Here is a 21,362-nt window from a genome sequence, read left to right on the forward strand (position 1 = left end):
GGGCCTTGTACGGAAAATTGACGTTGCAGCCCGTGGAGCAAGATTCACACCAGCAACTGGATGCCACGCGGTTGGGTCAGCCGCTGCACGGGCTCGGGGAAGCTGAATCCATCCATGAACAGGTAACCGCTGCGCCCACGGATGAAGTCGATGTACTGGCGGGCATGGGCGTTGTTGCGCGAGGCCATGAAGAACACCGCGTACTTCTCATGCTCCACCGGCGCCGGCCCGGTGGGCCAGCAGGCCTTGTGGTCCAGGCGGGTGTTGAAGATCACCAGGTCGCCGGCCTCGCTGGGGACGCGGTAGCCCTTCTGGCTCTCCTCGTACCAGCGCATGTCCACACGGTGGGAACCGGGGATCACCTCCAGCCCACCACCGTATTCCGGCGTATTGGCCTGGAGGTAGAACGCGACCTGCACGATGTCGCAGTCCGGCTCCCAGTGGAAACGATGCCCGGCCTTCTGCTGCGAATCGGTGTCCTTGTGCCAGGTGCCGTAGCCGCGGTGATGCAGGGCGGACTCGGGCAGCAGCACGAAATCCTCGCCCAGCAGCATCTGCAGCACCGTCAGGAACTCGGAGTCGAAGATGGCTTTCCACACCGCCGGGTAGCGGTTGAACACGTCGATGCGGATGCTGCCCAGGCTGGGGTTGTCGTAGATGTCGCCGGGGTAGCGGGTCTCGCTGGCGAAGGCCTTCACCAGTTCCTCGCGCAGATGGCGGGTGGTCTCGGGGGCGAGCAACTGCTTGACCAGGGCGAAGCCGTTGTCCTGGTAGCTCTGGCGCAGCGCCTTGGCGAAGGCTTCGTACTCAGACACGGGCGCCCTCCTCCGGCTTGCGGGCCATCACCCACATGTGGGACGACATCCCCGACTCCGCCAGGAAGCGCTGGAAGGCCGGGCCCAGCTCGTCCCAGCGGTTGAACAGCACGTCCTGCAGGAAGGGGTCCAGCTCCGCCTCGCGGCCTTGCGCCTGGACGCCCTTGCGCACCAGCTCGGCATCGAGCTTGCCGGGGGTGAAGCAGGCCAGGGTCTCCAGCCCGTGGCGCTGCAGCAGCAGCGGCAGCGAGCGGGTGTTGAAGTAGTTCAGGTGCTCATGGTCCACGCAGGGGCTCTCGGGGCCCAGTTGCTGGACATCGAACCCGGCACCGTTCGGACACGTGAGGATCAGCGCGCCCCCCGGACGCAGCAGCGCCGACAGGCTGGCCACCACCTGGCCGGGGTCGAACAGGTGCTCGATCACCTCGAAGGCTGCGATCAGGTCGAAGCGCTGGGCGGTCGCGGCGGCATAGACCTCCACCGGTTGCTCCACCACTTCGAAACCCTGCTCGCGGCAGATCGCCGCCAGGTCCGGCGTCGGCTCGATGCCGACGATGCGCTGCCAGAGCCCGCGCTGCTGCATCTCGCGGCAGAAGGAGCCGTAGCCCGCGCCCACCTCCAGCAGGTCGCCACAGGGCAGGCCGATGCGCTGGCACAGCTCCAGCACCCGCTCCACCCGCGGCACGATCACCGACTGGTGGCGCGCCTCGGCCGAGGCCGGGTAGATGTGCCGCGCCCAGTAGGCGTAGTTCTCGCTCTGGCGGTAGAAGTCCGCCAGCAGGCGCTCGCCGGGCCGGGGATTGACGTAGAAGCTGGTGCAATCCAGGCAGTCCACGTAGCGGAAGCCGTTCTTCTCGAAGCGTGGCCGGGCGCGCTCGCTGCCGCAGGCCGGGCACGCGCACTGGACGAACTCTTCATTGCGGGCCAGCAGGAAGGCGATGTCATGCAGCAGGGCCACACGCTGACCGGCCTGCAGGCGCGAAGGGCGGATGTCGTCTTCTTTCACCGTCGCACTCCTCAACCGGCACGCCGGTATTTCTGCTGCTGCGCCTCGGGCAGGTGCACCGGGCCGTAGGCGCTCGGCTCACCCCAGATGTTGTCCTTCCACCACTGGCCATCCTCGATCCACCAGACACGCGGCGAGCGGAAGGTGTCGGCCGTCTCCCAGAAGGCCTGCTCGGTCATGCCCACGTAGTCCAGCCAGTGCTGCAGGTCGCTGGACACCACAGAGTCCATGCGGCGGACGATCTCGATACCCTCCTCCCGGGTCAGGTAGCCGGCGCGGATGTCCTTGGAGGCATGGTCGGAGGCGCGGCCGTAGCCGAACTTGATGAACTTGAGCAGGTCATGCACGCCGTTCTCGTAGCGGTCGTCCAGGTTGGACATCTGCCGGTAGGTGCGCTCGAAGGGCTTGTCGGCCATCTTCCAGCCGTAGCGCTCCTGTACCAGGCGGGTGTGCTGGTTCGGGTCCCAGGGGAAGAAGTTGCCGATGTAGATGCCCCGCACCCCCGTCTTGAGGATGTCGGCATCACTGGGGTAACGCGCCCACAGCAGGTCCTTCTCGCGCAGCGGCTCCTCGGGGTCGTCCAGCATGTCGCTCCACTCGAAGCCGCGCAGGGCGTGCTCGTGGCGGACGCGCGCGCTGAATTCCACGTAGTCGTCCGGGTCGAACATCCCGGAGATGTCCCAGGCCGTCTCGCCCCAGATGATCAGCGGAATGTCGAACTTCACCGCCACCTGGATCGGGTAGGTCATGATCCCGCAGTGGGCGTGCCAGTTCATGTCACCCATCTTGCGGAAGCACAGGCGGTTGAGCCGCTTGAGCACCTCCACGCTGGGGCCGAAGACCATGTGGTCGGCATCGAACACATGGCGCATGCGGTCGCGGTTGTAGTCGCCCTCGGGCAGGTAGTTGTTGCCGTGGTAGGTCACCAGCAGCGGCTTGAGGCCGTACTGGGCGGCGATCACGTGGGCCTGGTAGTAGCTGTCCTTGCCACCGCTGACCGGGATGATGCAGTCGTAGTTGTCGTTGCGCTTGCCGGCCCCGGTCTCCTCCAGCACCCGCTCGAAGCGCTTGCGGCGCTCGTCCCAGAAGGTGGGCGGCAGCTGGGCGAACTGCTCGGCGACCTGGCAGGCCGAGCAGACACCGTGCTCGTCCAGCATCAGGTTGACGCTGGCCCGGGGGTACACGCAGCGGCTGCAATATTCCATGAAGAGGCTCCTAGAGACTGAGTAGCTGGGGGCTGCGAACGTTCAGCCCCTGCTCGAACAGGTACTTGCGCGCCAGGTAGACGCTCTGGTCGGTGTAATGAAAGATGTTGGCCGCCGCCACCGCGTCGACGCCGGTCTGCTCCAGGGCCTGGGCCATGTGCGACCACTCCCCCACGCCCCCGAGGGCGATCACCGGGATGTGCACGCTGGCGCAGACCCGGTCCAGCAGAGCCAGGTCGTAGCCCTGGCGCGCGCCGTCCCGGTCGATGGCATTCACCATCACCTCGCCGGCGCCCCGCTCCTGGGCCTCGCGCACCCAGTCCTCGACACGGCGGCCGGTGTCGCGACGCCCGCCTTCGGCGAACACGCGGTAGTCGTCACCCTGCTGCAGGACATCCACCGAGAGCACGATGCACTGCGAGCCGTATTCGCGGCTGGCCGCCTCGATCAGGTTTGGGTCGTCCAGGGCGGCGGTGTTCAGCGTGACCTTGTCCGCCCCCGTGGCCAGGCGCCGGGCGATATCGTCCAGCGAGCGGATGCGCCCGCCCAGGGTGATCGGCATGAAGGACGCCCGGGCGACTTCGGCGACGATGGCGTCGATGTCCTGCAGGTTGCGGCTGCCCAGGTCGTCACGGCCCAGGTCGTAGTGGTCGTCGCGGCTGATATCCAGGTAGACCAGCTCGTCGGCGGCCCAGTCGCTGAGCCGGCGGACGGCAGCGGAGGGATTGCCCAGCACCTGGTGGCGGGAAAAGCGCTTGCTCTGCACCAGTTGGCCGTTTTTCAGCAGCAGGACCGGGATGATGCGTTTCTTCTTCATGCCAGCTCCAGGAAGTTCTTCAGCAGCTGGGCGCCAGCCCGCTGGCTCTTCTCGGGGTGGAACTGCACGCCCAAAACGTTCTCCCGCCCGACCACCGCCGGGAAGCGGCTGCCGTACTCGACGGTGGCGATGACGTCATCGGCCGAGGCCGTGGCGAAGGCGTAGCTGTGCACGAAGTAGAAGTCCGGCGTGGCTTCCAGCCCCTGCAACAGGGGGTGGGGCCGCACACCCCGGATGTCGTTCCAGCCCACGTGGGGCAGCGGCAGGCCGGCACTGTCCAGCGCCAGCACGCGACCGGGTATCCAGCCGAGCCCGGCATGCTGGCCGAATTCATGACCCTCGTCGCTGAGCACCTGCATGCCCACGCAGATGCCAAGGAAAGGCTTGCCCTGTTCGAAGACAGCACGGCGCACACCGTCCAGCGGCAATTTCTGGGCGATTCGCGCCATTGCCGCGCCGTAGGCCCCCACCCCGGGCAACACCAGGTGGGTGGCATCGGCGATCACCTGGGGATCATTGGAAACCCGGGTTTCCCCCAGGGTGGCGAACAGATTCGCCACCGAACGGACGTTGCCGGAGCCGTAGTCGAGGATGCACACCCGGCTCATCGACCGCCTCCCGACAGGTGCCGCCAGGCCAGCGCCTGGCCGCGCTTGAGCGGCTCGCTGGCAACGCAGCGCAGCACCTCGTCCAGGTGCTTGGGCGGCAGGCCGAGGCCCGGACGGATGGCGCGCACGTTGTCGGCCGTGAAGGGCTCGCCGGCGGCGATGTCACGCACCACATAGAGGGAACGACGAAACACCAGGGACTTGCGCTCAGCCGGCGTGGGCCCGTAGTGGACCTGCCCGAGGGCCTGCCAGGCCCGCTCGGTTTCGCTCACCAGGGCCGCCAGCTCGGCCGGTTCCAGGGAGAAGGCGGAATCCACCCCGCCCTCGGCACGGGACAGGGTGAAGTGCTTTTCGATCACGCTGGCGCCCAGGGCGACGGCCGCCACCGAGGCGCCGACGCCGAGGGTGTGGTCGCTCAGCCCCACTTCGCAACCGAACAGCTCGCGCATGTGGGGAATGCTGCGCAGGTGGGTGTTGGCCGGGCTGGCCGGGTAGGTGCTGGTGCACTTGAGCAGCACCAGGTCACGGCAACCGGCGCCGCGTGCCGCGTCGACGCAGTCCTGGATCTCGCCGACGCTGGCCATTCCGGTGGAGATGATCAGCGGCTTGCCGGTGGCGGCCACGCGACGGATCAGCGGCAGGTCGACGTTCTCGAAACTGGCGATCTTATAGGCGGGCACGCCAAGGGATTCGAGGAAGTCCACCGAGGTGGCGTCGAACGGCGTGGAGAAGGCCTCCAGCCCGCGCTCGCGAGCCCGGCGGAAGATCGGTTCGTGCCATTCCCAGGGGGTGTAGGCCTCACCGTACAGGCGATAGAGCGAAGTGCCGCTCCACAGGCTGTCGGGGTCGCCGATGTGGAACTCGCCCTCGTCCAGGTCGAGGGTCATGGTGTCCGGGGTGTAGGTCTGCAGCTTCAGCGCGTGGGCGCCGGCATCGGCGGCGGCATCCACCAGCGCCAGGGCACGCTCCAGGGACTGGTTGTGGTTGCCACTCATCTCGGCGATGACGAAGGGTGCCGCATCACGCCCGATGGCTCTGGCGCCGATCCGAAAGGTGCTCATCGGCTCTCTCCCTGCAGGGTTCGTTGAAACACACAGTGACGCTGGGTGAAACCGGCGCGCTCGAAGAGTAACAGCGAGGCGAGGTTGTCAGGGCGTACCCGTGCCTCCACCCCGCTCACCTCCGGCCAGTGAAGGGCCAGGGCCGCCTCACCGGCCTGCAGCATGTACAGGCCCCAGCCGGCCGAATCGCGGCCGGGCAGCAGATAGAGCGAGACCTCGACCCGCGCCGCCTCGATGCGGTCGTAGCGCAGCACGCCAACCGGGCCGTCCGCCGCCTCGGCCAGCCACAGCAGGTGCTGGTCCGGGCTGGCGAGCACACGCTCCAGCCAGCGCACATGGGACGACCACTCCACCGGCTCGGTGTTGAGCGACGCCCGCCGCACCGGCTCGGCGTTGCGCCCTTCGAACAGCAGCCGGGCGTCGTCCAGGGTTGCCGCGCGCATGCGCAGGTCACGGGCCAGCAGGGCCGCGACCACGCGTCGGACGCCACGCCCGTCCACAGTCTCCCGCCCACGCGCCGCCAGGCTGCGGCGCAGGCCCGGGTTGCCGAGCAGGATCCGCAGCGCCGCACGGTAATCATCGACCGCCAGGTCGGCAGCCTCTCCCAGGTACAGGTGCAGGCCCGCCTCGGCCAGCCGCTCGGCATTGGGGCGCTGGTTGGGCGCCAGGGCCACGCAGAGCGTCGGCAGGCCCAGCGCAGCGCGCTCCCAGGTGGTGCCGCCGCCGGCGCCGATGCACAGGTCGGCCTGGCGCATCAGCCCGGCAAAGTCGTCCACGTGGCGGTGCAGGGTCCAGCGGGGGTGCTGGCTTACCCGCTGCTCCAGTTCGCTCCACGCCGGGTTGGCAGCACCGGCGACCACGTCGACCGCCACGTCGGGAAAGGTTTCCAGCGCCGCCAGGGCCTTCAGGGTCTCGCCGCCGATGTCCACGCCGCCGAAGCTCACCAATACCCGCTCCACCCGCTCGACAACAGCGATCGGCGCGCCCTGGAAAGCCTCGCGCAGGAGCGCGAAGTGAGGCCCGAGCAGCGGTTGCCGGACAGTCGCCAGCGAGTCGTCGTCCAGGCGTTGGCGTGCGGTGGCGTTCTGGTCCAGCAGCAGGTCGACCTCATGGGGGCGGTGCAGCAGGTCGTCAATGGCCATAACCCAGCGGGCGCGCAGTCGAACGCCCCGCTCCCACTCGGCGCCGAGGCCGTAGTGGTCCACCACGCACCAGTCGAATGTCGTGCCGGCGGGCAGCGCCTGCCACAAGGCGGCCAGGTCCTCTGCCCAGGGCAAGGGGGACTCCACGCAGGCGCGCTCATCCTCGATGCCTTCCAGGCGGTGCACCGGGAACCCCCGGGCGGCGATCAGCGCCAGCCCGTCACCCAGGCCTGGCCGGCAGGCGAACTGCACGTCGCAGCCGGCCTGGCGCAGCGCCTCGGCCAGGGTCAGGCAGCGCATCACATGGCCGGAGCCGATGCGCAGGGACGCATCCGCCCGCACCAGCACCCGCATTCAGATGTCCCCTTCCAGCAGCAGCGCGGTGTACATCAGCTCGGCCCGGTGCCAATCGTCGGGGGTATCGATGTCCTGCACCAGGAAGCGCGGCAGTACCAACGGCCGCGAATGCGCGGCGTGGATCGGCTCGCCACGGGTCCAGGCCTCGGTACGCCCCCAGTAGAACTGGCCGGCATCGTGGTAGGCCGGCTCCAGGTCCTGGGAGCGGGTTTCGCGGAACTGCGGGTAGAGCGACTCCACGCCGCCCTCGGCGGTGAGGCGCAGGGCGCGCTGCACCGGCGAAGCGAAATCGGTGACGGTGAAGGCGTAGTGCGCATCGGGGTGTTGCAGCAGCAGATCCAGCCCGGCCTGCAGGCTATCGGCCTGGACGAAGGGCGCGGTGGCGTACAAGCAGCAGACCAGCTCCGGCTGTTGGCCGGCGGCCGCCAGCTCGGCAACGGCGTGCTGGATGACCGCGACCGTGCCGGCATGGTCGTCGGCCAGGGCCACCGGGCGCATGAAGGGCACCTCGGCACCCAGTTCGCGGGCCACGCTGGCAATCTCCTCGTCGTCGGTGCTGACGATAACCCGGTCGAACAGCCCGGACAGCAGGGCCGCGCGGATCGGGTAGGCGATCATCGGCTGGCCCTGGAAGAGCTTGATGTTCTTGCGCGGGATGCGCTTGCTGCCGCCTCGGGCGGGGATGATGGCGACGCGGCTCATGGGCGCTTCTCCAGCAGGAACCAGGTGATGTCGTCGGTGGGGAAGCTCGGGTCACGGCGGTAGACGAAGCCGTAGTCCACCAGGCGCAGGTCCTCGTAGCGGTCGAGCAGCTCGCCGGCGAAGTCGCGCTTGAACAGCTTGCCCGCGTGCCCCCGGTAGCTCACCTCCACCGGTGAGGGGTTGTAGTACTCGGCGACGAGTACGTAGCGCCGGCTGGCCTCGTACAACTTGGCGTAGGCCTTGGGCAGCAGCTCGGGCGGCAGGTGGATGAGCACGCCACGGGTGAACGCCAGGTCCACCGGCTGGTGCACCGGGTAATCGAACAGCGAGCCGTGCCAGACCTCGGCGATGCCCAGCCCCTGGGCGATGGCGTGGGCCTTGGCATTCAGCTCGACGCCATGCAGGGCAGCATCCGGCAGCAGCCGGTGCAGCGCCTGGAGGTTGAGCCCGCGGTTGGTGCCCAGCTCCAGCAGGCTGTCGAGCCGCCCGGCACGGCGCAGGGCCTGGGCAAAGAAGGCGGTGGCACTGGCCACGTGGCGCTCGCCGTCGTTGCGGTCGACGTAGTCGTCACCGAACTCGCCCTGCCAGAAACGTTCCTGCTCGGTCAGTTCGCGCATGGCGCGTCTCCTGTCAGCGCAGGAGGGTGGTCAGTGCCTGCACCACCCGCTCCTGCTGGTCATCGGTCATGCCGTGGAAGAGCGGCAGGCTCAGGGCCTCGGCGTAGTAGCGCTCGGCCTCGGGGAAGTCGCCCGGGGCGAAGCCCAGCCGCTGGTAATGAGGCTGCAGGTGCACCGGGATGTAGTGCAGGTTGACGCCGATGCCGGCGGCCCGCAGTCCCTCGAACACTTCGCGGTGGCTGCGGCGGATGGCGTCCAGCCGCAGGCGCACCGGGTAGAGGTGCCAGGCCGAGTCGGCCCCCTCCTGGCGCCCCGGCAGACGCAGCGGCAGGTCGGCGAGCAACTCGTCGTAGCGCTCGGCCAGGGCCCGGCGACGGGCGACGAAGGCCTCCAGGCGCTGCAACTGGGAGAAGCCGAGGGCGGCCTGCAGGTCGGTCATGCGGTAGTTGAAGCCCAGTTCCAGCTGCTGGTAGTACCAGGGGCCGTGGCTGGCTTCAGTCATCGCGGCCGGGTCGCGGGTGATGCCGTGGCTGCGCAGGCGCCGCAGGCGCTCCGCCAGGTGCGGGTCCTGGGTGGTGAGCATGCCGCCCTCGCCGGTGGTGATGATCTTCACCGGGTGGAAGCTGAACACGCTGATGTCGGCATGGGCGCCGCAGCCCACCGGGCGCCCGAGGTAGGCGGCGCCGACGGCGTGGGAGGCGTCCTCGATCACGCGGAAGCCGTAGCGCCGGGCCAGCGCGGCGATGCGCGCCATGTCGCAGCTCTGCCCGGCGAAGGCCACCGGCACCAGCACCTTGGGCAACCGGCCGCGCTGCTCGGCCTGGGCGAGGCGAACCTCCAGCAGGTCCACGTCGAGGTTGAGGGTGCGCGGGTCGATGTCGACGAAGTCCACCTGGGCGCCGCAGTAGAGCGCGCAATTGGCACTGGCGACGAAGGTGTTGGGGCTGGTCCAGAGCCAGTCCCCCGGGCCCAGGTCGAGGGCCAGGCAGGCGATGTGCAGGGCTGCCGTGGCGTTGCTGACGGCGATGCCGTGGGCGGCCTCACAGCGGGCGGCGAAGGCGCCCTCGAAACGCTCGATGGCCGGCCCCTGGGTCAGCCAGTCGGAGTTGAGGGTCTCGACGACGGCGTCGATGTCCGCCTGGGAAATGCTCTGGCGTCCGTAGGGAATCATGCTCAGGACCAGGCCTCGGCCAGCTCGCGCAGTTCGGCGACGCTGAGGTAGTGGGGATTGCTGTCAGAGACGTACTCGAAGCCCTCCTCCACGGCCCGCCCGATCCCTCCCAGGCCGTCACAGGCGTAGTCGTACTGCATGTTGAAGTTGATGGAGGGGGCAATGACGAAGTGGCTGTCGAATTCCCAGGTGTGGGAGCTGTCATCGCGGGAAATCATCATCTCGTGCAGCTTCTCGCCCGGGCGGATGCCCACCAGGCGATGGGGCAGGCCCGGTGCGAGGGCCTCGGCCAGGTCGGTGATGCGTGCGGAGGGGATCTTCGGCACGAACAGCTCGCCGCCCTGCATACGCTCGAAGCTGCGCATGACGAAGTCGACGCCCTGGTCGAGGGTGATCCAGAAGCGGGTCATGCGCGCATCGGTGATCGGCAGCTCGCGGGCGCCGTCGGCCAGCAGCTTGCGGAAGAACGGCAGCACCGAGCCCCGCGAGCCGACCACGTTGCCGTAGCGGACGACGGCGAAGCGGGTCTGGTGATCGCCGGTGATGTTGTTGGCGGCGACGAACAGCTTGTCGCTCAGCAGTTTGGTGGCGCCGTAGAGGTTGATGGGGCTGGAGGCCTTGTCGGTGGAGAGCGCCACCACCTTCTGCACGCCATTGGCGATGGCGCCGTTGATGATGTTCTCGGCGCCACCGACGTTGGTGCGGATGCATTCGGTGGGGTTGTATTCAGCCGCCGGTACCTGCTTGAGGGCTGCGGCGTGGACAACCAGGTCGATGCCGCGCAGGGCCTGCTGAACGCGGTCGGCGTCGCGCACGTCGCCCAGGAAGTAGCGCATGCAGGGGGCATTGAACTCCTGCTGCATCTCGTACTGCTTGAGTTCATCCCGCGAGAACACCACCACGCGCTTGGGCTGGTAGCGCTTGAGCAGGCTGCGGATGAAGGAGCGACCGAACGAGCCGGTGCCTCCGGATACGAATACGGACTTGCCATCGAACATGCGTGTTCTCCCCTGCCCTGCCGCCACCGGCTTCGCCGACGGCCCTGCGCCTGTCGTGCTGACGGAATTATGGCGTTCTATTCGGTTTTCAGGTCACGAAGCAAGCATGGTGCCAACCCACCGGAATGCAAGGCGGCGCCGTGTCCCAGGGACAGGGCGCCGCCAGCAGTGCAAAGAAGGTCGATCAGTTGAGGAAGTTGAACAGGCTCAGGCCGTTGATCTTGACGAAGCTCTGCTGCGCCGCCTGCAGGATGGTGGACTGCATGGTGAGGCGCGAGATGGCCTCGGCATAGTCCAGGTCCTCCAGCTCGGATTGCACGGCCTTGTTCACCAGACTGACGTCGTCGACGAACCCTTCGGTGGTCTCCAGGGTGTTCAGGCGCGCACCGATGGAGCCCTGCACGGCAAGTACCTTGGTATTCACCGCTTCGAGGTTGGACAGTGCCACCGCCACCGAATCGCGAATCTGCAGGTTCCCCACCGGGCCATCAGAGGAGGATTGAAGGGCCTTGCGCAGGTCGGAGACCACGTTCAGCAGCCCACGCTTCTCCTGGGATGGGTTGCGGTTGATGCTGAAGTCGTCGCCAGTGGCGGGCTTGCCGTCGATCTGCACCTTGACGCCGCCGTAGGTGACGAAGTTAGGGGTGGCGCTGTTGGTATCGAACGCCCCGGTAGCCAGTTGGCCGGTGGGCGGCGTGGCCGGGTTGTAGGTGGCCCAGTTGTAGCCCGGTGGCAGAGTGGCCGGGTTGTAGACCACATAGTTCTGAGAGTCGAGGAAGTGGATACCGATGGCATCGGTGGCCGCTGGCGGGTTGCTGGCGGGGAAGATGGTGTCGTAATCGACCTTGTCCACCACCAGGCCCTGGGCGATGCGCGCGGTACTGCCGGTACCGACGGTCCCCTGGGAGGTGGTCACGCGGTTGGCGTTGAACACGTCCTCGAACAGCGCCTTGCCGTTGTCGCCCAGGGCGAGGAAAGTGCTGCTGGCCACCTGCACTTCGCGCCGCCCCTCGTCACCCAGGTAGCTGTAGGTGCCGTCGGCATTGCGGACGAACGGCGCGGTGTCGGCCTGGGAGCCGCCGAACAGGTACTTGCCGCTGGAGTCACGGCTGTTGAGCAGGCTGAGCAACTCGTCCTCGCGCTGTTGCAGCTCGGTGCCCAGAGCTGCCTTGTCAGTGGAGTCCTGGCCACCGTCGCCCGCCTGTACGGCAATCTCGCGGATGCGCTGCAGCACGTTGCCCACCGAGGTCAGGACGGCCTCTTCGGCATTGAGGCTGTTCTTGGCGGCGGTGATGTTCGACTTGTACTGGCCGTTCAGCGACTCCTCCTGGCTGAGCTGCAGGAGGCGCACGGACGCCACCGGGTCGTCAGCCGGCGTGAGGATGCGCTTGCCGGTGCTGATCTGTTCCTGGGTGCGGGTGACGTTGGAGTAGTTTCGCTGCAGGCCGGCAACCTGGTTGTTGAAGGCCTGGATGGTGGAGATTCTCATATCGCATCAGCCTCAGTTGAAGGCGCCGATCAGGGTATCGAACAGCGCCCGCGCAACTTGAATGACCTGGGCATTGGCATTGTAGTACTGCTGGAACCGGATGAGGCTGGCGGCCTCTTCGTCCAGGCTCACGCCCGACAGGGAGTCACGGCTGTCCTGGGCCTGCTTCTGTACCGCCTCGGAAGAGGCCGCGTTGACCCGCACCTGGGACGTGAGCGCACCGACCTTCTCCACCAGGGCGCTGTAGGAGTCGTTGTAGGTGGCGCTGGTGGCACCGATGTTGACCGTCTGCTTGGTCTGCAACCCCACCAGGGCGAGACCGTTGCGGTTGTCTGCGGTGCCCTTGGTGTTGAAGGCCAGGGTGAAGCTGTCGCCGCCCTGGGGAATGCCCGAGACGGTGAACTCGTAGGTGTAGCTGTTGTTGGTGGACGGGTCGGTGTAGCTCAGCCGCAGGGTGTTGTTCTGCCCGGGGGTCAGCGCCGTGGTGGACGGCGAGACGTAGCTCAGGGTCGCGCCGGGCGGCAAGGTGCCGGTCAGGGTGTTGGTGGTCGAATCGAACGTCAGCTTGCGACCGGTGGTGCCGAACAGGTCCTGCAGGTCGGTGAGGTCGATGGGCGACGGGCCGTTCACCAGCGCCGGCTGCCCGATGGCGCCGGTACCCCGGTTGTTGGTGGTGGCTTCGGCGCGGGCCGAACCGGCGAACGCCAACTGGTCGGCGGACTGCAGCGTCGCGCCGAAGTCGGCAGCGCCGCGACGGGTCGGCTGCAGGGTGAAACGGTCACCGGCGGCCGGCAGTGCGTTCAACTGCACCTGGAAGCCCTGGTTGACACCCGAGGCGTCGGCGAAGCTCAGGGTGTAGGGGCCGGTGCCGGTGACCGTGACGGTCATGCTGGCGTTGTCGGACAGGCGCAGCGCGGTGAAGTTGGTGCCGTCGAAGTCCAGCCGGTAGTCGCTGGAGGTCATCTGGCTGGTGTTGGTGATGTTGAGGACACCACTGGCCGTACCGGTGTTGGTGGTAGCCGCCAGTACACGCAGAGATGCCGCCTGGGCCGAGTTGATATTGGCGAAGAGCGGGCTGCCGGCCCGACCAACCAGGTCCAGGCCCTGGCCCAGTTGCTTGTTGACCGTGTCGCTGATGGTGATGGCGAGCTGGCCCAGGGCGTTGTAGGACTGGTCCAGCGCGGTATCACGGTAGGCAATCAGCCCACCCATCTCGCCGCCGGTCACCTGGTCGGTGACGATCTGCGAGACGCCGCCGGTGATGAGCTCGATCTGGTAGCGCGACGGATCGTTGACGCCCGGCGAGGCTTTCAGGGTGGAGGCGGAGTTGCCCACTACCAGCGGCTGGCCGGTGCCAATGAACAGGCTGAGGGTGCCGTCCTTCTGCTCAAGGGTCTTCACGCCGACCATCTCGGAGATCTGCCGGATCGCCTCTTCGCGAGCGTCCAGCAGGTCGTTGGGCTCGGAGCCGTTGGCACGCGCCTTGGCGATGGCGTCGTTATAGGAGGCGACGTTGGCGGCCAGGGAGTTGATCTGAGTGGTCAGCGCACCGAGCTGGCTGTTGATCTGTTCGTTCTGTTTGTCGAACTGGCTGTAGAGCGTGTTGAAGGTGTCCGAGAGGCTCTTGGCCTGGGACAGCACGGCCTCGCGCCCGGCCAGGGACGCCGGGTCCTGGGAGGCGGTCTGCAGCGAGGTGAAGAAGCTCTTCAGCGCCGGGCTGATGCCGGTGGTGGTGCTGGACAGCAGCGAGTCGAGCTGTTCGATCTGGCTCTTGAATGCCTGCAGCTCGCTGTTCTGGCTGGTGGCGGTGCGCAGCTGCGAGGTGAGGAACTCGCTGGCCAGGCGGCGCACATCCGTCACCTGGCTGCCGGAACCGATGTAGCCGCCGCCAGTGAACTGTGGGAGGTTGGTCTGCTGCACCGTCTGCTGGCGTGAAAAGCCGGGCGTGTTGACGTTGCTGATGTTGTGTCCGGTCGTGGTCAGCGAGGTCTGCGTGCTGCGCAGGCCGGACAGGCCGATGTAGAGAAGGTCAGCCATTGCTCATCCTCATGAGTTGGGCACCGAACCGACCGATGCGACGGCCTGGTAAGTCTGCATCTGGCGCGCGATCTGCGTGACCTTGCGGGCGTACTGCGGGTCGGTGGCGTAGCCGGCCTGCTGCAGTTCGCGCACGAAGCGCTCGGGTTTGTCGGTCACGGCCAGTGCGTCCTGGTAACGGTCATTTCCCTGCAGGAAGCTCACGTAGTCACGGAAGCTCTGCCGGTACGAGTCGTAGGCGCGGAACGAGGCCGCTTCCTTGACGGCTTCGCCGTCCTTGTATTCGGTGGTCACGGCGCGGGCCGACTGGCCGTCCCAACCGTGGGACTTGATGCCGAACAGGTTGTGGCTGCTGCTGCCGTCCTGCTGGCGGATGATGGATTTGCCCCAGCCGGTCTCCAGTGCAGCCTGGGCCACCAGGAAGCGCGGGTCGACGCCGATGCTCTTCGCCGCTTCCTGGGCCATGGGCATCATGGTGTCGATGAATTCCTGCGGCGAGCTGAACGCGGGCTTGCCCGGCGCCAGCGGCGGCTGGGCAATGCGCCGGCCGATCACGGCGTTGTCGCCGTCCACCGAGGCCACGCCGCGCTCGGGCGCGCCATAGGACTTGGCCGGTAGCCAATCGGAGCCGGCCAGGGCCTGCTTGCTGTCTGCGGCCCCCGCAGGCGGCACGATGCCGGCCAGCAGGCGGTCGGTGAAGCGGCTGGGCAGGCTGATACGGCGCTGGGCCAGCAGTTTGGAATCGTCCCGGCCCGCCTCCGGCGCAGCCACCGGGCTGCTGCCCTTCTGCGGCCACTGGGCTCCGGCGGTCTCGGCCACCTGGGCGAAGGGGTTGGCCTTGCCGGTGGACTTGGTCTTGCTCAACTGGCGGGTCAGCACATCGGCCAGGCCGATGCCGTGGCCCTTGGAGATGGTGACCGCAAGCTGCTGGTCGTACATGTCGCGGTAGGTCTTGCTCTCGTTGCTGTTGAGGAAGTTGCCTTCGGCGAAGACGTCGCCGGCGGCACGCATGGACTTCAGCATCTCGTTGACGAACAGCGACTCGAACTCCTGGGCGACCTTCTTGACGTTTTCCTCGCCGTCGCGCCCCTTGCCCACCTTGAACTGGGCCATGCGGTTCAGGTCGGTGAAGGCACCGGAGTCGATGGCCCCGCGCGTGGCGAGGCCCGTAGTGAGCCTGGAGTCCATGATCGCTACCTCAGATCACGATCAGGTCAGCCTGGAGAGCGCCGGCTTGCTTGAGCGCCTCGAGGATGGCCATCAGGTCGGAAGGAGACGCCCCCACCTGGTTGACCGCGCGGACGATCTCGTCCAGCGAGGTACCGGGAGCGAACTTGAACATCGGCTTCGCCTCCTGGTCGGCCTTGACCTTGGAACGCGGTACGACGGCCGTCTGCCCGCCGGACAAGGCGCCCGGCTGGCTGACGATGGGGTCTTCGGTGATGGTGACGGTGAGGCTGCCGTGGGTGACGGCGGCCGGCTGCACGCGCACGTCCTGGCCGATGACGATGGTGCCGGTGCGCGAGTTGATGATGACCTTGGCCACGGCCTTGCCGGATTCGATTTCCAGGTTCTCGATCACCGAGAGGTAGTCCACGCGCTGGTTCGGATCCAGCGGGGCGCTGACCCGTACCGAACCGCCGTCGATGGCCTGGGCAACGCCTGGGCCAAGCAGTTCGTTGAGCTTGTCGACGATGTTCTTGGCGGTGGTGAAGTCCGGGCGGTTGAGGTTCAGAGTCAGGGTATTGCCCTGATCGAAGCCGCTCGGCACCGGGCGCTCGACAGTGGCACCGGCGGGAATCCGGCCGGACGACGGGACGTTGACGGTGATCTTGGAGCCGTCGCTGCCCTGGGCGTCGAAGCCCCCCACCACCAGGTTGCCCTGGGCGATGGCGTAGACGTTGCCGTCGATGCCCTTCAGCGGGGTCATCAGCAGGCTGCCGCCGCGCAGGCTCTTGGCGTTGCCGATGGAGGAGATGGTCACGTCCAGGGTCTGGCCGGGCTTGGCGAAGGGCGGCAGGTCGGCATGGATGGAGACGGCGGCGACGTTCTTCAGCTGCACGTTGCCCGAACCCGCCGGCACCTTGATGCCGAACTGGGCCAGCATGTTGTTGAAGGTCTGCAGGGTGAAGGGCGTCTGGGTGGTCTGGTCGCCGGTGCCGTTGAGGCCCACCACCAGGCCGTAGCCGATCAGCTGGTTGTTACGCACGCCCTGAATACTGGCCAGGTCCTTCAGCCGCTCGGCATGAGCGAGGGTGCTGGCAAGCAACAGGCAAAGGGCTGCGGTGAATCGTTTCATGTCGCGCTACCTGCTCAGAACGGCCACAGCGGGCTCATGAAGAAGCGGTCGAACCAGCCCGGCTGGCTGGCGTCGGCGAAGGCGCCGGTGCCCGAGTAGGTGATACGGGCGTCGGCCACGCGGGTGGAAGACACGGTGTTGTCGGTGCCGATGTCGTCCGCACGCACCAGGCCGGCGATGCGCACCAGTTCGTCGCCGGTGTTCAGGGTCAGCCACTTCTCGCCGCGTACTGCGAGGATGCCGTTGGGCATCACCTCGGAGACCGTGACGGTGATGGAACCGGTCAGGCTGTTGCTCTGCCCTACCTTGGAGGTGCCGTTGGCGTCACGGGTGCCGTTGTAGCCGGCGGACAGCGTGAGGTCTTCGGCTTCCAGGGGGTTCAGCTTGGTGCTGGGGTTGCTGATCGAGACGCCGCCGCCGAACAGGGAGGTCAGGCCGATGTTGGCCTTGCTGTTCTTCTGGATCTGCGAGTTGGCGTTCTTGCTGGCCTGGGTCCGCTCGTTGAGGGTGATGGTGATGATGTCACCCACGCGGTAGGCCTTGCGGTCGTTGTAGAGGTTGGTCTCGAACCCGGGCTGGTAGATGGCGCCGTTGTTCTGCGCGGCCGGCATTGGGGTGCGGGGCAGCACCGGCGCGTAGTACGGGTCGTTCGGCTTGGGCGGCGGCGCGACGCACCCAGCGAGGAGCTGGGTGGCGAGCAACGGGGCGATGATGAGCAGCCGGTTCATGACAACTTACCTCGGGGCGTTACAGGTTCTGCGAGATGTAGCCGAGCATGGAGTCGGCGGTGGAGATGACCTTGGAGTTCATCTCGTAGGCACGCTGGGTGGTAATCATGTCCACCAGCTCCTCCACCACGCTGACGTTGGAGTTCTCCAGGGTGTTCTGCAGGACGTTGCCGAGGCCGGTGAGGCCCGGGGTGCCGACCTGCGGCGCACCGCTGGCGGCGGTCTCCAGGAACAGGTTGTTGCCGATGGCCTGCAGGCCGCCGTAGTTGACGAAGTCGGCGGTCTGGATGTTGCCGATCACCTGGGGCGTGGGGTTGCCGAAGGTGGTCACCGAGGCGGTGCCGTCCTCGCCGACGGTGAAGGTCTGGACCTGGGCGGGCAGGACGATGGCCGGCTCCAGGGGGTAGCCCTGGCTGGTGACGATCTGCCCGTCGGAGTTCAGGTGGAAGCTGCCGTCGCGGGTGTAGGAGACGGTGCCGTCCGGCATGAGGATCTGAAAGAAGCCGCGCCCATTGATGGCCAGGTCCAGCGGCTGCTCGGTGGTCTGCAGGCTGCCCTGGGTGAAGATCTTCTGGGTGCCGGCGATGCGCACACCGGTACCCAACTGCAGGCCGCTGGGCAGTTGGCTGTCCTGGGTGCTCTGGGCGCCGGGCTGGCGGCGGATCTGGTAGAGCAGGTCCTGGAATTCGGCGCGGTCGCGCTTGAAGCCGGTGGTGGAGACGTTGGCCAGGTTGTTGGAGATGGTGGTCAGGTTCATGTCCTGAGCCGCCAAACCCGTCTTGCTGACCCAAAGTGCCGGAATCATCGTCATTCTCCTCGGGCGCCGAAGTCATGGCGCCGCGTACTGGTTGTTAGCTGAGCTGCATGACCCGTGCCATCGCCGCGGCGTCGTCCTCAGCGGTGCGCATCATCTTCACGTGCAGTTCGAATTGACGGGACAGGGAGAGGATCGCAGTCATCTCCTCGACGGCATTGACGTTGCTCGCCTCGAGGAAGCCCGAGGTGAGCTTGACCGTGCCATCCACGTCCGCCGGCTGTTTGTTCTTGGTGTGGATCAGGCCATCGAGGCCCTTCTCCAGCTGCTTGGGATCGGGGTTGACCAGCTTGATGCGGTCCACCTCGGCCATCACGTTGGGGGCCTCGCCCAGGGCGCGGATGCTGATGGTGCCGTCGGAACCGATCTCCACCTTCTGCTCCGGCGGAATGGCGATCAGCCCGGCGTTGCCGATAACCGGCAACCCATTGCCGGCTCGCAGTTGGCCGTTGGCGTCCACCTGGAGGCTGGCGGTGCGCACGTAGCCTTCGCTGCCGTCCGGCGCCTGCACGACGATCCAGCCCTCCCCGCCGATGGCGATGTCCATGTCGCGCCCGGTCTCCTGCAGGGCACCGGGGGTGAAGTCGGTCCCGGGACGTTCGCTCATGGCGAACACGCGCGCCGGGAAGGTGTCGCCGAACACGGGCATGGAACGCGCCTGTTCGAAGTCGCGACGGAACCCGGTGGTGGATACGTTCGCCAGGTTGTTGGCATGAGCGCGCTGGGCCAGGGTGTTCTGGCTGGCACCGGTCATGGAGATGTAGAGCATCTTGTCCATGGAGGTCTCCAAGGTGGGCTTTTGACGCCCGCATTGCTTTGCAGGGTCTATAGCAATTGCTGTGCCAGGCCCGCAAAAATCGAGACAACTCATTGACGAATAAGGAAAAATCAAAAAGAAAAAGGCCTCACATGGAGGCCTTGGAATGCCGTGGCGGCGAGGGGATGCCGCCAGCGGCAAGGTCGCCGCCACCCTTTTGACGGGCGGCGGCCACTCACTCAACGCAGGTTGATGATGGTCTGGGTCACCGCGTTCTCGGTCTCGATGGTCTTGGCGTTGGCCTGGTAGTTGCGCTGCGCCACGATCAGGTCGACCAGCTCGGTGGAGATGTCCACGTTGGAGGACTCCAGGGCACCGGACTGGAGAGCCCCCAGGGTGCCGGCACGCGGGGTGCCGATCACCGGCGCACCGGATTCGGAGGATTCGACCCAGGAGGTCTTGCCCACCGGGGTCAGGCCCTGGACGTTGGCGAAGTTCGCCAGGACGACCTGGCCCTGGAGCTGGGTCTGACCGTTGGTGTAGCGGGCGTAGATCATGCCCTTGTCATCGATCTGCAGACCGGCCAGCTGGCCGGTGGTGTAGCCATCCTGGGCCACGCTGGCAACAGCGAAGGCACTGGAGAACTGGGTGGAGCCGCGGATATCGAAGGTGATGCTCGGGGCGGCAGCGGCACCGTTGGCACTCCACACCGGCGGGGTGGCGCCGTTGGACACGGCCGGCACCCAGCCGTTGATGCCCAGGGTGCCGTCGGCGTTGACGGCGAAGCCGCCGGTGTTGGCGAAGGTGGAGGTGTCCAGCTGGCCGGAGGTGGTGAAGCCCACCGGCGTGCTCATGGGCGTGGTGGAGGCCGGGTTGGTGGGGTTACGGCCATCGATCAGCACGTTCATGGTCCAGGTGTTCGCCGGTGTGGCCGATTTGACGAAGTACTGGGTCATGACGTGGGGGTTGCCCTGGGAGTCATAGATGTTGACCGAGGTCGAAGAGTTGTAGCTCTTCGGGTCGGCCGGGTTGAACGGCGACACCGTCGGCGGGGTGTTGCTGGAGTTCAGGTTGAACGGCTGGGTGATGGTGGCGGTGGCCTTGGGCTGCTGGTTGTTGGTCTTGATGGTGAGATCACCCACCACACCGCTTTGCAGCGCACCACTGGCATCTACCGTGTAACCCTGGAGACGGTAGCCGTTGTTGTCGACGATGAAGCCGTTCTTGTCGGTACCGAAGTAGCCGGCACGGGTGTAGCTGACGGCGCCGTTGTTGCTGGTGACGAAGAAACCGTTGCCGTTGATGGCCAGGTCGAGGGCGTTTTCGGTGTAGTCGATGGTGCCCTGGTTGTAGAGCTGGGCGACGTTGGCCAGCAGCACGCCGCTGCCGATGGTCTTGCTGCCGGAGCCCAGCACAGACGCCGAGTACAGGTCCTGGAACTCACCACGGGACTGCTTGAAGCCCACGGTCCCGGCGTTGGCGATGTTGTTGCCAGTGATGTTGAGGTCACTGGAGGCGGCGCGGATGCCGCTGAGGCCGATGTTGAACGACATGGGATGCTCCTGTTGCGCCGACAGCGTCGACGATTACTTACCGATGACCTGGACCTTGGAAAGCGCGATGCTGCCGAGCCCTGCGAGGTTGAGCGTCATTTCCCCGCCGTTCTGGCCCAGGGTGACGCTGTCGACGTTGGCCGGGAGGACGGTGCCCATGGCGACTGTCTTGCCATCGACCCCGGCCTCGGCCTTGAAGGTGTAGGTGCCCTTGGCAACGGCGTTGCCGCTGGAGTCCTTGCCATCCCAGGTGAAGCTGACCGCACCGGCCTTCTGTGCACCCAGGTTGACGCGGTTGACGGTGTTGCCCTTCTCGTCCAGCACGTTGACGTAGAGGTTGGACGTGGAACTGGTGAGGCTGACGGTGCCGGTGAGCCCTTCGGCAGGATCGACCACGGCCTTGCTGGAGGGGACCATGACCTTGCGCCCGACCAGGGAGGACGCCTGCAGCGCCTGGGAAGACTGGGTGCTGGAGAGGATGGTGTTGACGCTCTTGTTCAGGTTGTCCAGGCCTTCGACGGTACTGAACTGGGCAAGCTGCGCCACGAACTCGCTGTTGGTCTGCGGGTCCAGCGGGTTCTGGTTGTTCATCTGTGCCACCAGCAACTGGAGGAACTGGTCCTTGCCCAGCTCCTTCGACTTGGTGGTTTCCTTGAGCTTGTATTGATCCAGTACCGAAGAACTGGTGGTGGCGCCTACGTCAACGCTCATCTTGTCGCTCCCTCACGCACTCACTGACCCAGGGTCAGCACGCGCTGCATCATCTGCTTGGCGGTGTTCATCATTTCGACGTTGGTCTGGAAGGCTCGGCTGGCGGAGATCATGTCCGCCATTTCCTCGACCACGTTGACGTTGGGGTAGTAAACGTAGCCGTCCGCGTTGGCGGCGGGATGGTTCGGCTCGTAGCGCGGCACCAGCGCGCTCTGGTCTTCGACCACGCCCAGCACCTGAACGCCACGACCGGACTCGTCTTCGGGGGCGAACAGGGAACCCTGGTCGCTGCCCTGGCCGTTGAGCTGGCTCTGGTACATGGTGGCGAACACCGGGTGGCGGGCGCGGTAGGTCTTGTCGATGCTGGAGGACACGGTCTCAGCGTTGGCGATGTTGCTGGAGACGGTGTTCAGCCGGGTGCTCTGGGCACTCATGCCGGTGCCGGCAATGTTGAAGACGCTGGACAGGGACATGA

The 21,362-nt window shown here is 66.7% G+C and carries 21 protein-coding genes; all 21 read right to left on the bottom strand.

Features of this window, described 5'->3' with window-relative positions:
* Positions 1-44: 44 nt before the first annotated feature.
* Entirely contained in the window at positions 45-815 is a 771-nt protein-coding gene (locus SZ55_RS16060; protein WP_044408185.1) for a phytanoyl-CoA dioxygenase family protein, read from the bottom strand.
* Positions 808-1,821 carry a class I SAM-dependent methyltransferase gene (locus SZ55_RS16065; protein ID WP_052807619.1) on the bottom strand — a complete coding sequence of 338 codons (1,014 nt, stop codon included), beginning with the start codon at positions 1,819-1,821 and terminating at the stop codon, positions 808-810. Before SZ55_RS16065 ends, SZ55_RS16060 begins: the two co-directional genes overlap by 8 nt.
* Before the next feature lie 11 nt (positions 1,822-1,832).
* Positions 1,833-3,026 carry an N-acetyl sugar amidotransferase gene (locus SZ55_RS16070; protein WP_044408191.1) on the bottom strand — a complete coding sequence of 398 codons (1,194 nt, stop codon included), beginning with the start codon at positions 3,024-3,026 and terminating at the stop codon, positions 1,833-1,835.
* 10 nt (positions 3,027-3,036) lie between these two features.
* Positions 3,037-3,843, bottom strand: coding sequence for an imidazole glycerol phosphate synthase subunit HisF (gene hisF, locus SZ55_RS16075; protein WP_044408194.1), 807 nt, complete (start codon positions 3,841-3,843; stop codon positions 3,037-3,039).
* Complete coding sequence (hisH, locus tag SZ55_RS16080; RefSeq protein ID WP_044408196.1) at positions 3,840-4,451, bottom strand: imidazole glycerol phosphate synthase subunit HisH; 612 nt, start codon at positions 4,449-4,451, stop codon at positions 3,840-3,842. Before hisH ends, hisF begins: the two co-directional genes overlap by 4 nt.
* Positions 4,448-5,512, bottom strand: a complete 1,065-nt coding sequence (gene pseI / locus SZ55_RS16085) for a pseudaminic acid synthase (protein WP_044408199.1) — start codon at positions 5,510-5,512, stop codon at positions 4,448-4,450. Before pseI ends, hisH begins: the two co-directional genes overlap by 4 nt.
* Complete coding sequence (gene pseG, locus SZ55_RS16090; RefSeq protein ID WP_044408202.1) at positions 5,509-7,008, bottom strand: UDP-2,4-diacetamido-2,4,6-trideoxy-beta-L-altropyranose hydrolase; 1,500 nt, start codon at positions 7,006-7,008, stop codon at positions 5,509-5,511. Before pseG ends, pseI begins: the two co-directional genes overlap by 4 nt.
* A complete protein-coding gene (pseF, locus tag SZ55_RS16095) occupies positions 7,009-7,713 on the bottom strand; it encodes a pseudaminic acid cytidylyltransferase (RefSeq protein ID WP_044408205.1) in 705 nt (234 codons plus the stop codon).
* Entirely contained in the window at positions 7,710-8,330 is a 621-nt protein-coding gene (locus SZ55_RS16100; RefSeq protein ID WP_044408208.1) for a pseudaminic acid biosynthesis-associated methylase, read from the bottom strand. Before SZ55_RS16100 ends, pseF begins: the two co-directional genes overlap by 4 nt.
* 13 nt (positions 8,331-8,343) lie before the next feature.
* Positions 8,344-9,501, bottom strand: a complete 1,158-nt coding sequence (gene pseC, locus SZ55_RS16105; protein WP_044408211.1) for a UDP-4-amino-4,6-dideoxy-N-acetyl-beta-L-altrosamine transaminase — start codon at positions 9,499-9,501, stop codon at positions 8,344-8,346.
* Positions 9,502-9,503: 2 nt separating this feature from the next.
* Complete coding sequence (gene pseB, locus SZ55_RS16110; RefSeq protein WP_044408214.1) at positions 9,504-10,499, bottom strand: UDP-N-acetylglucosamine 4,6-dehydratase (inverting); 996 nt, start codon at positions 10,497-10,499, stop codon at positions 9,504-9,506.
* Positions 10,500-10,683: 184 nt separating this feature from the next.
* Positions 10,684-11,988 carry a flagellar hook-associated protein FlgL gene (gene flgL, locus SZ55_RS16115; protein WP_044408217.1) on the bottom strand — a complete coding sequence of 435 codons (1,305 nt, stop codon included), beginning with the start codon at positions 11,986-11,988 and terminating at the stop codon, positions 10,684-10,686.
* A gap of 12 nt (positions 11,989-12,000) precedes the next feature.
* Positions 12,001-14,025: a flagellar hook-associated protein FlgK gene (flgK, locus tag SZ55_RS16120; protein WP_044408220.1), complete on the bottom strand. Its 2,025-nt coding sequence runs from the start codon at positions 14,023-14,025 to the stop codon at positions 12,001-12,003.
* A gap of 9 nt (positions 14,026-14,034) precedes the next feature.
* Complete coding sequence (gene flgJ / locus SZ55_RS16125; RefSeq protein WP_044408222.1) at positions 14,035-15,213, bottom strand: flagellar assembly peptidoglycan hydrolase FlgJ; 1,179 nt, start codon at positions 15,211-15,213, stop codon at positions 14,035-14,037.
* A 10-nt stretch (positions 15,214-15,223) separates the two neighbouring features.
* Positions 15,224-16,324 (bottom strand): flagellar basal body P-ring protein FlgI, encoded by a 1,101-nt coding sequence (locus SZ55_RS16130; protein WP_044408224.1) that lies wholly within the window; start codon positions 16,322-16,324, stop codon positions 15,224-15,226.
* 14 nt (positions 16,325-16,338) lie between these two features.
* The gene (gene flgH, locus SZ55_RS16135) at positions 16,339-17,052 is read right to left on the bottom strand and encodes a flagellar basal body L-ring protein FlgH (protein WP_044408227.1); all 714 of its coding nucleotides are present in this window, start codon (positions 17,050-17,052) and stop codon (positions 16,339-16,341) included.
* Between the two features lie 19 nt (positions 17,053-17,071).
* Positions 17,072-17,857: a flagellar basal-body rod protein FlgG gene (flgG, locus tag SZ55_RS16140; protein ID WP_044408230.1), complete on the bottom strand. Its 786-nt coding sequence runs from the start codon at positions 17,855-17,857 to the stop codon at positions 17,072-17,074.
* Between the two features lie 46 nt (positions 17,858-17,903).
* A complete protein-coding gene (locus SZ55_RS16145; protein WP_044408233.1) occupies positions 17,904-18,644 on the bottom strand; it encodes a flagellar basal body rod protein FlgF in 741 nt (246 codons plus the stop codon).
* Between the two features lie 218 nt (positions 18,645-18,862).
* Complete coding sequence (gene flgE, locus SZ55_RS16150; RefSeq protein ID WP_044408236.1) at positions 18,863-20,176, bottom strand: flagellar hook protein FlgE; 1,314 nt, start codon at positions 20,174-20,176, stop codon at positions 18,863-18,865.
* Positions 20,177-20,209: 33 nt separating this feature from the next.
* Entirely contained in the window at positions 20,210-20,887 is a 678-nt protein-coding gene (flgD, locus tag SZ55_RS16155; RefSeq protein WP_044408239.1) for a flagellar hook assembly protein FlgD, read from the bottom strand.
* A gap of 20 nt (positions 20,888-20,907) precedes the next feature.
* Positions 20,908-21,360, bottom strand: coding sequence for a flagellar basal body rod protein FlgC (gene flgC, locus SZ55_RS16160; protein ID WP_044408242.1), 453 nt, complete (start codon positions 21,358-21,360; stop codon positions 20,908-20,910).
* Positions 21,361-21,362 lie beyond the last annotated feature (2 nt).

The organism is Pseudomonas sp. FeS53a (genome assembly GCF_000931385.1).
Taxonomy (GTDB): domain Bacteria; phylum Pseudomonadota; class Gammaproteobacteria; order Pseudomonadales; family Pseudomonadaceae; genus Metapseudomonas; species Metapseudomonas otitidis.